This window comes from Negativicoccus succinicivorans (genome assembly GCF_018373335.1).
Taxonomy (GTDB): Bacteria; Bacillota; Negativicutes; order Veillonellales; family Negativicoccaceae; genus Negativicoccus; species Negativicoccus succinicivorans_A.
The window spans coordinates 1-12,137 of the sequence record NZ_JAHAHH010000040.1; the positions used below are offsets into that span (position 1 = coordinate 1).

A 12,137-nucleotide genomic window follows, 5' to 3' on the forward strand; every position below is an offset into this window, starting at 1 on the left:
CGGTGCCCAGGTCGTAGTAGCGACCATGCCAAGCATTCCCGACGGGGATATGCAAATGTATGCGACCGAGCTGTTTCGACGCTGGGGCATCGGCGATAAATCAAAAAACAACGGGATTTTGCTCCTGGTCGTACCGTCGGCCAAGCAGGTGCGCATTGAAGTCGGTTACGGTTTGGAAGGCGCGCTCAATGATGCGAAAGCGGGCGAGATTTTAGATCGGTACTTTATCCCGTATGCTAAGCAAAATCAATTCGAGCAGGGCATCTTGCAAACCTATGGCGCTTTGATCGGCGTGACGATGCAGGAATACGGCATCACGGAAAAAGATTTAGGCACACCGGGAAAGGTTGAAAAACCGGAACGGCAAAGTGGTTCCGTATGGCCGCTGGCGTTTCTGATCGGGGTTCTGATGTTGGACGGTATCTTTAATCGCGGTCGTCTGACGCGTATCCTGCTGCTGATGTTTTTCTCGCGCGGCGGCGGGGGAGGTTTCGGCGGTGGCGGCGGCTTCGGGGGCGGTTTCCGCGGTGGCGGAGGCGGCAGCTCCGGCGGTGGCGGTGCCGGCCGATCATGGTAAGTTGAGGCGGAGATCACTCCGCCTTTTTGATTGTAGTTGGAAAAATGATTTTGCGCAGTGACCGGGCCGCTTACGTTTACATCACAGGTTTACTTTGTTAGAATAGATGTAATTATATTCACGTGGAAAAGTATCCTCTCAATTGACAATAAAGGGTGGAATCGCTATAATAAGAAAGTCGAGGTTCAGCATGAAAGTATCCATTGATGCCGCCATCGCTCATCCCGGAGAACGTATTGCGTATGCGTTTACTTTGCCGCAGGAAGAATTTGCGGATGATCCGGAATTGAGAGGCTTATTGGCGCCCGTGGAAATCCGCGGTGAATATTGGTATGATGGGGAACGCTTGCATTGGGAAGGGGAATTAACCACTCGCATGCAAGGCGTTTGTACACGTTGCTTGGATGAATTTGAACGGGAGATCCGCGTGCCCGTTTATGAACGATTCGTCCGCGAACCGGAAAAAGATGCGGATGCACTTGGATACGACGGCCTGACCGTGGATGTACGATCTCTTGTTCGGGATACGTTGCTCATTGAGGAGCCGGTTCAAGTGCTGTGTCGGGAAGATTGCCAAGGTCTTTGTTCGCACTGCGGAACGAATTTGAATGAAGGATCTTGCGATTGCAGCGATACGGAAATCGACCCTCGCTGGGCGGCTCTAGCTGCCTGGAAGCAAAGTAGCAGGAACGAGTAAAGAGGAGGTGCAACCATGGCAGTACCGAAGCGTAAAATGTCGAAAAGTCGTCGCGATCGTCGTCGCGCGAACTGGAAATTGACGGCCCCGGGCTTGATTGAATGTCCGCAGTGCCACGAGATGATCATGCCGCACCGTGTGTGCAAATATTGTGGTCATTACAAAGGCAAAGCCGTAATGGATGTGCAGTAAGGACGACAAAAAAGGAATGGAGACTTCCATTCCTTTTTTTATACTGTCTCGTAAGACGGATTATGAAATAAGTTTTTGAAAACGCGCGTTTTCATGAAATAAGCGGAAGTGCTCCTGCGAGCGCGCCGCATCGGCAACGGTCGGATCCGCCGCAATCGCGCGCTCTAAATAGGTAAGCGCCGGCTCTGTTTCACCGCGATCGGCGTAGATCGTCGCGATGCCGTACAATGTCCAAGCGTTTTTCGGTTCCTTTTTCAGCACGTTTTGGAAATGGGCGAAGGCGCCGTCAAGTTGTCCTTGTAACTTATAATACATGGCCCAATTATATTCGACGGCGGGTATTCCGGGCGCTAAATCGGAGGCGCGGGTCAGATCTTTTCGCGCTTCTTCGTAACGCTCAGCCAAGGCGCGCACCAAACCGCGATCGGCGTACGCGTGGTAATCCTGCGGGGCGGCTTTGATCGCTTCCGTAAATTGCGTTTCGGCAGCGGCGTAATCTCCCACCTGCATGCTTGTGACGCCTTCCCGCCAAGTGGTTGGAGGTTGCGGGGGGGTTTGCTCGGCGTTCGTCGCCGCGGGCGGTGCGGGCGGCGCTTCCTGTCCGCAGCCGCTCAGACAAAGACAAAGCAAGATGACAAGCAGGTATGACATAATTGCCTCCATATAAAGATCTTATACAAAAAATATTTATACAAAATATAAAAGTTTATTTATATATAATTATACATGAGTTATACTGGTACTGTGTCGGTACGTATTATGAATGATGCTGATACTCTGCCGGCGCGTAAAGGTGGTTGAGAGGATGACGAGTTTAAAAAAGATTATTCAGGCGGATTCGTCGAGCGGGATTCTGCTGATGATAACATCCGCATTGGGACTGGCGATCGCGAATAGCGGGTTTGCGGTTTCCTATTTCAGCTTTTTGAGTCAGCCTTTCGGCGGTCTTACACCTTTACTTTGGATCAATGATTTGTTGATGGCATTTTTCTTTTTATATGTCGGTTTGGAAATTAAGCGTGAAATCTATGAGGGAGATTTGCGGGAACGTTCCGCACGCATGTTGCCGGGGATTGCCGCTTTCTGCGGCTTAGTCATTCCGTCAGCGATTTACCTCATCTTTAATCCGTTGGGAAGTGATACGGCGCACGGCTGGGCGATTCCGGCGGCGACCGATATCGCATTTGCATTAGGCGTTTTGGCACTGCTGGGGAAACGCGTGCCGCGTTCGCTTAAAATCTTCTTGACGGCGTTGGCGATTATTGATGATTTACTGGCGATTTTAATTATTGCATTTTTTTATACGAATGAAGTGGCATTCACCTATCTTTTGGTGGGTGCGGTTATAGTGGCGATGTTGCTCTTTTTGAATCGTCGCCAGGTGGGTAACGCCGTGCCGTATGCTATATTAGGTTCTATTTTATGGTATTGCTTCCTGCGTTCCGGCGTGCATGCCACGATTGCCGGCGTTGTTCTGGCCCTGACGATTCCGCTGACCGCGAAAACGAAATCCGGTGGCGTGATGCATATTCTCGACGCCTGGATGGGAGCATTGCATTTACCTGTGTTTTTCATCATCTTGCCGATCTTCGGATTCGCGAATGCCGGCGTATCTTTCAACGGTTTCCACTGGGGCGACCTTTTGGATCCGGTGGTGATCGGCATTACATTAGGCTTGTTCATCGGTAAACAGATCGGGGTCTTCGCCGCGGTTTACGGTTTGGTAAAAACGGGTTATGCGGGCATGCTTACCGGCGCTCGTTGGGAGCATGTGTACGGTTGTTCCATTTTGTGCGGGATTGGCTTTACCATGGGGCTTTTCGTCACGATGTTGGCGTTTGTCAATCCGGCGTTTCAGAATCAGGCTAAAATCGGTATATTTGCCGGATCGCTTCTCTCGGCTCTGGCCGGCTACGGTGTGTTGGCGCACGCCGCGCGTAAGACCGATCCGAGTGAGCACCGACCGACATTGGGCGGGCAGATGTAACGGTTATAATAGTACTTAGCAGTAGTTTAACAATGGTAGTGGAGGTAGCAGATGAAATCGGTAGAAGAACAGTTAGCGCAAATGAGTTTCGGTGCGGCGGAAATTTTGCCGCTGGATGAATTACGTAAAAAATTGGAGCGTGCCGTCGCAACGAATACGCCGCTGCGGGTTAAATTGGGTTTGGATCCTTCCGCGCCGGATATTCACCTCGGACACACGGTAGTCTTGCGCAAACTCAAACAATTTCAAGACTTGGGACATCAGATCGTTTTGATTATCGGCGACTTTACCGGCCGTATCGGGGATCCGAGCGGCAAAAGCGCGGCGCGCAAACCGCTAACGGAAGAACAGGTCTTGGCCAATGCGAAGACGTACGAAGATCAAATTTTCAAAATTTTAGATCGCGATAAAACCGAAGTTCATTTCAACAGCGAATGGCTCGGTAAAATGAACTTTGCCGACGTTTTGACGCTCGCGGCGAAATATACGGTTGCCCGCATGTTGGAACGCGATGACTTCCAAAAACGTTATACCGAAGGGCGGCCGATTTCGCTGCATGAATTTATGTACCCGCTGATGCAGGGTTACGACTCGATCGCGATCAAAGCGGATATCGAATTCGGCGGTACCGACCAGAAGTTTAACCTGATTGTCGGCCGCCATTTGCAAAGCGAAACCGGTATGGAGCCGCAGGTCGTTATCACGATGCCGCTCTTGGAAGGTTTGGACGGCGTACAGAAGATGAGCAAGAGCCTCGGCAACTACATCGGTATCGATGAAGAACCGACGGAAATGTACGGCAAAGCGATGTCGATTCCGGATGAATTGATGGCGCGCTACTTCATGTTGGTGACGGATATGCCGCGCGAAGAGCAGGAACAACTGGCGCAGGGTCTCAAAGACGGCAGCGTTCATCCGCGCGATGCCAAAATGCTGCTCGCCAAAACGATTGTCGAGCTGTACCATGGCGCCGCGGCGGCCGAAGCGGCGGAACAGGAATTTGTCCGTGTTTTCCAGGAGCGCGATCTGCCGAGTGAGATCGAAGAGCTTTCGATTGATGCGGGTGAAGTCTGGTTGCCGCAATTGTTGAATGCGGCCGGTATGGTCTCGAGCAACAGTGAAGGCAAACGCATGATTCAACAGGGATCCGTTCGCGTTAACGGCGAAAAGGTCACCGAAGAAAATTGCACATTACAAAACGATGATGTTTTGCAGGTCGGTAAGCGTAAATATCGTCGCATTCGTTTGGGTTGAAACCGTCATTAAAAAGAGCTCGCAGGAGCTCTTTTTTGTATGCGAAAACAGGATAGCTGAGCGAACTTTATGCGAATCTTGAAAGTCGATCAATAGTGCTTGACAGAAATTTAAATAGAATATACTATAAACTTGACTTTGATATATAGTATACTCTTTTACTGTTCGGGTTTTGAAAGGAGAGCAAAATGGATAAAGAAAAAGCGTATGTACTTTGGTTTGACGACTTGCGTCGTTCGGACGTCGATTTGGTCGGCGGCAAGTCTTCTTCCCTGGGCGAACTTACCTCGCAGACGAAGGTACCGGTACCGTACGGTTTTGCCACGACGGCGCACGGCTATCGTTACTTCATGGAAGAATCCGGCGCGGATGCAAAAGTAAAAGAATTGCTTGAAAATTTGACGGATGTGGAAGACTCGGCGCAGTTGCGTGATGTTTGCGCGCAAATTCGCGAAGCGATCATGGCCGCAAAAATGCCGCAGGAATTGCAAGACTCTATCGGCAATGCCTATGATGAATTGGCTAAAAAAGTCGGCGAAGAGGCGCCGTTTGTAGCGGTTCGTTCCAGCGCGACGGCGGAAGATTTACCCGATGCCAGCTTTGCCGGTCAGCAGGATACCTATTTGAACGTTAAAGGCAAAGAAGAAGTGATTGACCGCGTTAAAGAATGCTACGCCTCCACCTTTACGGATCGCGCCGTGTACTATCGTGTAAAACAGGGCTTTGATCATCTCGAAGTGGCGCTTTCGGCCGTCGTTCAAATGATGGTGTTCTCCGAAGCGTCGGGCGTTATGTTTACGGTGGATCTGGCTACCGGCAATGATCAGAATATCATGATCGAAGGTGCTTGGGGCTTGGGTGAATACGTTGTTCAGGGCACGGTAACTCCGGACAGCTTCCTTGTCAACAAACAGGATCTCACGATCACGGAAAAACATGTCAACGAAAAACCGATTATGCTCACCCGCAAACCGGGCAGCGGCGTCATCGAACAAAACGTCGATCCGGAAAAAGCGAAACAGCAGGTCATTTCCGACGAACAGGTCGTAGAACTCGCGCGCTATGCGTTGGCGATTGAGAAGCATTACGGCTGCTACATGGATATCGAATGGGGCGTCGATGAACGCGACGGCTCGATCAAAATTCTCCAGGCGCGTCCGGAAACCGTTTGGTCGAAGAAAAATAAAGAAAAGAAACAGGACAATCCGGCGGAAGTCGATTATACGACAGATCGCAAACCGCTCTTGAAAGGCTTGCCGGCCAGCCCGGGACGCGTGGGCGGTAAAGCGCACGTTATCTTGGATCCGGCGCTGATTGATACGTTTAAAGAAGGCGAAATTCTGATCACGAAAATGACCGCTCCCGACTGGGTTCCGGCCATGAAGAAAGCGAAAGCGATTGTTACCGATGCGGGCGGTATGACCTGCCATGCGTCGATCGTCAGCCGCGAATTGGGCATTCCGTGTATTGTCGGTACGCAGAGCCGCGGTGATGCGGCGACGCAAACGATTCAGGACGGCGCGATGATTACGGTCGACGCGACGAACGGCATCGTCTATGACGGCCTGATCGAAGACCTCGTTAAACAACCGCAAGCAGCGGAGCAGACCGCGGTGGCGGCGGAATACTTCCCGCCGACCGGTACGAAAGTATACATGAACCTCGGCGATCCGGACTTGGCGGAAAAATACGGGCAGTTGCCGTGTGATGGCATCGGCCTGATGCGCGAAGAATTTATCTGGACCACGTTCATCCATGAGCATCCGCTGTACCTGATCGAAATCGGTCATCCGGAACGCGTGGTCGACGGTTTGGCGGACGGCATCCGTAAAGTGTGTCAGGCGATGGCGCCGCGTCCGGTCACCTTGCGTTTCAGCGATTTCAAATCGAGTGAATACCGTGATCTCAAAGGCGGCGACAAATATGAACCGTATGAACCGAGCGCGCTCTTAGGTTGGCGCGGCGCTTCCCGTTACTACGACCCCACCTATATCGAAGCATTCAAGTTGGAATTGGCGGCGGTTCGCAAAGTACGTGAAGAATACGGCTTCAAGAATTTGAACGTGATGATTCCGTTCTGCCGTACTGTGGAAGAAGCTCGTATTATCACCGACTTGATGGCGGCCGAAGGCTTGCGTCGCGGCCCGGACTTCAAAGTTTGGCTGATGGCGGAAATTCCTTCCAATATTATCTTGGCGGATCAGTTCAATGAATTTGTGGATGGCTACTCGATCGGATCGAACGATCTCACGATGCTGATCCTTGGTTGCGATCGCGACAACGATACCGTTTCGCACATTTACGATGAACGCAACCTGGCAGTACGTCGTGCCATTCGCCACTTGATCGAAACGGCGCATCGTGACGGTAAAACCGTTTCGATTTGCGGGCAAGCGCCGTCGGTATATCCTGACTTCACGGCATTCCTGATCAGTCAAGGCATCGATTCCGTATCGGTTAACCCGGATATGGTCAAAGCGACCAAGAAAATGGTCGCGCAACTGGAACAGCGTATTATGTTGGATGCGGTGACCGGCAAAGGTCGCGTGGCCAATCAGGAAGAACTTAAATGGTAATAAAAAAATGCCCCGTTACGGGGCATTTTTTGTATAATAGAGTCAGGTGGTGAGAACGAAGTGCTTTCGGAGAGACAGGAAAAAATTGCCGAAATGGTGCGCGAGGACGGACCGATCTCGGGGCATGCGATCGCGAAACGTTTGTCGGTAACGCGAGCAGCGTTGCGCAGTGATCTTGCGATTTTAACGATGCTGGGGATTTTAGACGCGCGGCCGAAGATGGGATATTTCTATGTCGGAAACGAATCGGATAATCTTTTGGCCGATCAAATTCGCTCGATGACGGTTTCGCAATGTTTATCACAACCGGTTATGGTGCCGCAAGACGCATCCGCATATGATGCGATCGTGACGATGTTTACGGAAGACGTGGGGACTTTATTTGTCGGCACGCAACAGGAATTGGCGGGGGTTATTTCGCGCAAAGACCTCCTTAAAGCAGCCATGGGCAAACGGGAACTCACTACCCTGCCGGTGCGGTTGGTCATGACGTCCAGCAGTCGTCTGATTTATGTGGAAATGAATGACGATGTGTTATCGGCGGCACAAAAAATGATTGATTACGAGGTGGATTGTCTGCCGGTAGTCGATGTTACGGAAAAGGCGGGCGAAAAAATCTATCGGGTGCGCGGCCGTATTTCCAAGACGGGGATGACTCGTTTGTTGGTGGATATCGGTCGAGGCAAGGGAAGAGGAGTGAAAAAATGAAAGTACCGACAATTTATGTGCTTTCGGATTCATTGGGCGAAACGGCGGAAAACGTCGCACGCGCCACGATCAGCCAGTTTGACAAGGAAGATATTGACATCATTCGGGTGCCGTATATCCGCACGGTAGAGCAGGTCGAAGATGCGGTGCGCGAAGCGCAGGCGAATGAAGGCATCATTTGTCATACGATCGTCTCCGAAGAACTGCGCTCCAGTTTTGAAGAGATCGCTCGGCAATACAAGGTGACATCGGTCGATATCATGGGGCCGATGTTGCGTGCGGTGGAAGCGATTGCCGGAACCAAACCGCGCATGCAACCGGGTATGGTTCACAAGCTCGACCAGGAATATTTCAAAAAAGTGGAAGCCATTGAATTCGCGGTTAAATATGACGACGGTAAAAATCCGGCCGGATTTTTAAAAGCCGATATCGTCATTATCGGCGTGTCGCGTACTTCGAAAACGCCGCTTTCCATGTATTTGGCGCATAAAAAAATCAAAGCGGCGAACTTGCCGCTGGTTCCGGAAGTGCCGTTGCCGGAAGAATTATTCCAGCTGCCTTCCCATAAAATTGTCGGTTTGATTATCGATCCGGGTAAACTCAATACGATTCGCAGCGAACGGTTAAAATCCATGGGACTTGCCGACGGGGCAAGCTATGCGGCGCTCGATCGCATTCGGGAAGAGTTGACGTATGCGCGTGAGATTATGCGCAAATTGCACTGTCCGGTGATCGACGTATCCACCAAAGCGATCGAAGAAACGGCCAATCGGGTCATGGAGATCATCGAACGCAACCGCCGTTTACACAGGTGAGGTGAACTATGCAAATCCGTGAAGTGACCGAAGAACGCGAAGTCAAATATTTAGCGACGCACGCGGCCCACAGCCGTGACGCCGTGCGCGAACGTCCGCAGGATAAGGATCCTCTGCGCACCGAATACCAGCGGGATCGGGACCGGATTTTGCATAGCAAAGCGTTTCGACGCTTGAAACACAAGACGCAGGTATATATCGCGCCGACGGATCATTATCGCACGCGCATGACGCATACATTGGAAGTGAGTCAAATCGCGCGGACGATGGCGCGCGCGCTGCGCTTGAATGAAGATTTAACGGAAGCCATCGCCTTGGGGCATGACGTGGGGCACACGCCGTTCGGTCATGTCGGTGAATTTGCGATTCGCGATCTGTTCGGGTATTTTCATCATAATGAGCAAAGTCTGCGCGTGTTGGATGTGTTGGAAAAGCATGGCGCCGGTTTGAATTTGACGCGGGCCGTACGTGACGGTATTTTGAATCATACGGGGCCGAATCTGCCGCAGACATTGGAAGGGCAACTGGTTCGTTACAGCGACCGCATTGCCTACTTATGCCACGATTTTGATGATGCGGAGCGGGCGGGGATGCTTACGGCGGACGATTTGCCGCCGGAAGTGAAGCGCCGTTTCGGAACGACGCATTCATCCATGATCACGGCGATGGTGAGCGACCTGGTGTATTCATCGTTGGATCGGGACAGTATTATCATGCCGGATGCCACGCAGGCGGTCATGCGCATATTTCGCGAATTCATGTTCGCCAATGTGTATCAGGCGCCGGCGCTGGTGCCGGATCGCGAGCGCGGTTACCGCTTGGTACAGGAACTTTGCCGTTACTATATGGAAGATCCCGAGCGCTTGCCGGAGGAACACCGACCGATTGAAACCCCGGTCGCAACGTCGGTGATCGACTATGTGGCCGGTCTGACGGACGAGTATGCGATTCGTTTATATCAAGACGTGTTTTTGCCTCGCTATTGGGATGTTAAATAAAGCCGCCCTCGGGCGGCTTTTTATTGTCTGAAAATGCGTATAAAAAAACCGCCCGAGGGCGGTTTTCAGTTTGTCTTAAGGACGTTCCACTTTGCCGGAACGAAGGCACCGAGTGCAGACGTTCTGTCGCTTGGTTTGACCGTTGAGAACAACACGTACACGTTGAATATTCGGTTTCCAGGTTCGTTTCGTTTTCAAATGTGAGTGGCTGACGTTCATACCGGTTTGCGTACCTTTACCACAAACTTCGCAATAATTTGCCATTATCTACACCTCCTTGCAAGTTCCGTTATTAGCAACAGTAGTATTTTATCACAGCTGCATTCAGTTGTAAAGGAAAACATCAAGTCAGAACGCCGGTACCAGTGCGCCTTTGAATTCTTTGTGAATAAAGTCGCGTACGGGTTCCGATTGGTAGTAGGAAAGAAGTTTCGCATACGCCGCGTCGGTTTTCGCATCTTTTTGCACGGCCAGCACACAAGCGTACGGCGATTCTTTCGTTTCCACAAAACGCGCATCCGCAACCGGGGAAAGTCCCGCTTCGAGCGCGTAGTTCGTATTAATTACGGCGGCATCCACGTCATCTAACGAGCGCGGTACCTGCGCGGCTTCCACTTCGAGGAATTCGAAATGACGCGGATTTTCCTTGACATCGGCGACGGTGACGGTGATGTCATTCGTGCCGAGTTGGATCAGACCGGCCGACTGCAGCAGCAAGAGCGCGCGACCGCCGTTCGTCGGGTCGTTCGGAATGGCCACTTTCGCGCCGTCGGGAAGGGCATTGAGCGTTTGGTATTTCGGTGCATAGAGCGCCATCGGTAAAAGTACGGTTTTGCCGATCGAGACTAATTTGTCGCCGTTATTTTTATTGAAATGGTTCAAGTACGGCTGGTGTTGGTACGCGTTGGCATCAATTTCGCCATTGGCAAGCGCCTGATCCGGCGTGACGAAGTCGGTGAATTCCGACACTTTAATGACGAATCCGTCACGCGCGGCCACTGTTTTGACCTGTTCTAAAATTTGCGCTTGCGGCCCTGCCGTTACGCCGACAACGAGCGGTCGTTCTTGGGTACCGAGCGCAGCGTTTGCCGGCTCTTTTTGAGTACCGCAACCGGCCAGTACGGCCAGGCTGCAAAGCAGGAAAAATAAGACTGTCCATTGTCGTTTCATAATGAATTACCCCATTTCACTATTTCATTTTCAGATTTATTTTTTATTGACACGTCGTGCTAAATAATTGCCTAAACTTTGAATCAATTGGACCACGATGACCAAAATTGCAATCGTTGCGAGCATTACATCGAGACGGAAACGCTGGTAGCCGTAGCGGATCGCGAGATCGCCCAAGCCGCCGCCGCCGATCGCGCCCGCCATCGCGGAGTAGCTGATCAAATTGACGACGACGTTAGTCATGCTGTCGATAATGGTCGGAAGCGCTTCGGGAACCAATACTTTGTAGATGATTTGGAACGGGGAAGCGCCCATTGACTGCGCGGCTTCGACCAATCCGAAGGGAACTTCTTTCAGCGCCGTTTCCACCAAGCGTCCGGCGAAGGGAATCGCGGCGAGCGTCAAGGGAACGCACGCGGCGGTCGTGCCGATCGAGGAACCGGCGATAATACGGGTCAACGGAATAATCGCGACCATTAAAATAATAAACGGAATCGAACGCAGCATATTGACGACGGCGCCGAGCGGTTTATTGATCGCGGCATTTTCCAAAATATGACCTTTATCGGTAACGAGCAGCAAGACCCCGAGCGGAATCCCGAAGAAAGCCGAGAGAAAGGAGGAAACGGCCACCATGTACATCGTTTCCCCTAAACTCTGCCATAAGAGGCTAACGATTTGCGGGGACATAACCGATCACCTCACTTTCAATGGGACACGTGCGCAGCCACGCCAAGGCGGCCTGCATTTGATCCTCATTGCCGCCCAGCGTCACAATCAGTCGACCGAATGAGGTGTCCTGAATGTAATCGATGGTAGCGTAGAGGATGCTGACTTCGAGATCGAAACGACGAATCAATGTCGCCAACAACGGCTCATCGGTAACGTCGCCGATAAAGGATAACCGAACCAGTAAATCGGCATCGGAAATCGGTGTCTGGGAAACATGCAGATGTTTTAAACTTTCCGGAATATCATTGCTTAAAATCGAGCCGACAAATTCACGCGTGGTCGCCGTCTGCGGCGCGGTGAAAAGATCCGCCGCGCTGCCCTGCTCGATGATGCGACCGTTTTCAATGACGGCGACGTGGTTGCAAATTTCTTTAATGACCTGCATCTCGTGTGTGATCAAAACGATGGTCAGCCCCAACTGGCGATTAATG

14 protein-coding genes are annotated in these 12,137 nt (G+C 51.6%); 9 read left to right on the forward strand and 5 right to left on the reverse strand.

From position 1 onward, the window contains the following. The 3 genes from KH813_RS04125 to rpmF form a co-directional block, all read left to right on the forward strand. Positions 1-577 (forward strand): YgcG family protein (locus tag KH813_RS04125; RefSeq protein WP_303993586.1); only part of this gene is annotated, 577 nt, incomplete at its 5' end. A gap of 190 nt (positions 578-767) precedes the next feature. After that, positions 768-1,274, forward strand: a complete 507-nt coding sequence (locus tag KH813_RS04130) for a DUF177 domain-containing protein (protein ID WP_303993589.1) — start codon at positions 768-770, stop codon at positions 1,272-1,274. Positions 1,275-1,289: 15 nt separating this feature from the next. After that, positions 1,290-1,466 carry a 50S ribosomal protein L32 gene (gene rpmF / locus KH813_RS04135; RefSeq protein WP_060803419.1) on the forward strand — a complete coding sequence of 59 codons (177 nt, stop codon included), beginning with the start codon at positions 1,290-1,292 and terminating at the stop codon, positions 1,464-1,466. Between the two features lie 60 nt (positions 1,467-1,526). Here rpmF and KH813_RS04140 read toward each other — a convergent pair whose 3' ends face one another. After that, positions 1,527-2,117, reverse strand: coding sequence for a tetratricopeptide repeat protein (locus tag KH813_RS04140; RefSeq protein ID WP_303993592.1), 591 nt, complete (start codon positions 2,115-2,117; stop codon positions 1,527-1,529). A 154-nt stretch (positions 2,118-2,271) separates the two neighbouring features. Here KH813_RS04140 and nhaA point away from each other — a divergent pair, with 154 nt between their 5' ends. The 6 genes from nhaA to KH813_RS04170 all read left to right on the forward strand — a co-directional run bounded on the left by nhaA (position 2,272) and on the right by KH813_RS04170 (position 9,804). Further along, the gene (gene nhaA, locus KH813_RS04145) at positions 2,272-3,453 is read left to right on the forward strand and encodes a Na+/H+ antiporter NhaA (protein ID WP_303993595.1); all 1,182 of its coding nucleotides are present in this window, start codon (positions 2,272-2,274) and stop codon (positions 3,451-3,453) included. A gap of 51 nt (positions 3,454-3,504) precedes the next feature. After that, positions 3,505-4,707: a tyrosine--tRNA ligase gene (tyrS, locus tag KH813_RS04150; protein ID WP_303993598.1), complete on the forward strand. Its 1,203-nt coding sequence runs from the start codon at positions 3,505-3,507 to the stop codon at positions 4,705-4,707. A gap of 188 nt (positions 4,708-4,895) precedes the next feature. Continuing rightward, a complete protein-coding gene (ppsA, locus tag KH813_RS04155) occupies positions 4,896-7,283 on the forward strand; it encodes a phosphoenolpyruvate synthase (RefSeq protein WP_303993601.1) in 2,388 nt (795 codons plus the stop codon). 60 nt (positions 7,284-7,343) lie between these two features. After that, positions 7,344-7,991 (forward strand): helix-turn-helix transcriptional regulator, encoded by a 648-nt coding sequence (locus tag KH813_RS04160; protein WP_075939065.1) that lies wholly within the window; start codon positions 7,344-7,346, stop codon positions 7,989-7,991. Beyond that, positions 7,988-8,806 (forward strand): pyruvate, water dikinase regulatory protein, encoded by an 819-nt coding sequence (locus KH813_RS04165; RefSeq protein WP_303993603.1) that lies wholly within the window; start codon positions 7,988-7,990, stop codon positions 8,804-8,806. The genes KH813_RS04160 and KH813_RS04165 overlap by 4 nt, the downstream gene beginning before the upstream one ends. Before the next feature lie 8 nt (positions 8,807-8,814). Beyond that, positions 8,815-9,804: a deoxyguanosinetriphosphate triphosphohydrolase gene (locus tag KH813_RS04170; RefSeq protein WP_303993606.1), complete on the forward strand. Its 990-nt coding sequence runs from the start codon at positions 8,815-8,817 to the stop codon at positions 9,802-9,804. A gap of 75 nt (positions 9,805-9,879) precedes the next feature. On the opposite strand, the gene rpmB is transcribed toward KH813_RS04170, so the two are convergent. From rpmB to KH813_RS04190, 4 genes are all read right to left on the reverse strand, one after another. Next, positions 9,880-10,068, reverse strand: a complete 189-nt coding sequence (gene rpmB, locus KH813_RS04175; RefSeq protein WP_075939062.1) for a 50S ribosomal protein L28 — start codon at positions 10,066-10,068, stop codon at positions 9,880-9,882. 84 nt (positions 10,069-10,152) lie between these two features. Further along, complete coding sequence (locus KH813_RS04180) at positions 10,153-10,974, reverse strand: MetQ/NlpA family ABC transporter substrate-binding protein (protein ID WP_303993610.1); 822 nt, start codon at positions 10,972-10,974, stop codon at positions 10,153-10,155. A gap of 36 nt (positions 10,975-11,010) precedes the next feature. Beyond that, on the reverse strand, positions 11,011-11,664 hold the full coding sequence (locus KH813_RS04185) for a methionine ABC transporter permease (RefSeq protein ID WP_303993612.1): 654 nt from the start codon (positions 11,662-11,664) through the stop codon (positions 11,011-11,013). Continuing rightward, positions 11,645-12,137, reverse strand: a 493-nt coding sequence (locus KH813_RS04190; RefSeq protein ID WP_303993615.1) for an NIL domain-containing protein, incomplete at its 5' end; no start/stop codon positions are given. The genes KH813_RS04190 and KH813_RS04185, both read right to left, overlap by 20 nt.

Bases quoted from the DNA above. Each gene is read 5' to 3' on its own strand.
- ppsA (WP_303993601.1), top strand. From the start codon at position 4,896: ATGGATAAAGAAAAAGCGTATGTACTTTGGTTTGACGACTTGCGTCGT.
- rpmB (WP_075939062.1), bottom strand. From the start codon at position 10,068: ATGGCAAATTATTGCGAAGTTTGTGGTAAAGGTACGCAAACCGGTATG.
- KH813_RS04170 (WP_303993606.1), top strand. From the start codon at position 8,815: ATGCAAATCCGTGAAGTGACCGAAGAACGCGAAGTCAAATATTTAGCG.
- KH813_RS04185 (WP_303993612.1), bottom strand. From the start codon at position 11,664: ATGTCCCCGCAAATCGTTAGCCTCTTATGGCAGAGTTTAGGGGAAACG.
- tyrS (WP_303993598.1), top strand. From the start codon at position 3,505: ATGAAATCGGTAGAAGAACAGTTAGCGCAAATGAGTTTCGGTGCGGCG.
- KH813_RS04165 (WP_303993603.1), top strand. From the start codon at position 7,988: ATGAAAGTACCGACAATTTATGTGCTTTCGGATTCATTGGGCGAAACG.
- KH813_RS04180 (WP_303993610.1), bottom strand. From the start codon at position 10,974: ATGAAACGACAATGGACAGTCTTATTTTTCCTGCTTTGCAGCCTGGCC.
- KH813_RS04130 (WP_303993589.1), top strand. From the start codon at position 768: ATGAAAGTATCCATTGATGCCGCCATCGCTCATCCCGGAGAACGTATT.
- nhaA (WP_303993595.1), top strand. From the start codon at position 2,272: ATGACGAGTTTAAAAAAGATTATTCAGGCGGATTCGTCGAGCGGGATT.
- KH813_RS04140 (WP_303993592.1), bottom strand. From the start codon at position 2,117: ATGTCATACCTGCTTGTCATCTTGCTTTGTCTTTGTCTGAGCGGCTGC.
- rpmF (WP_060803419.1), top strand. From the start codon at position 1,290: ATGGCAGTACCGAAGCGTAAAATGTCGAAAAGTCGTCGCGATCGTCGT.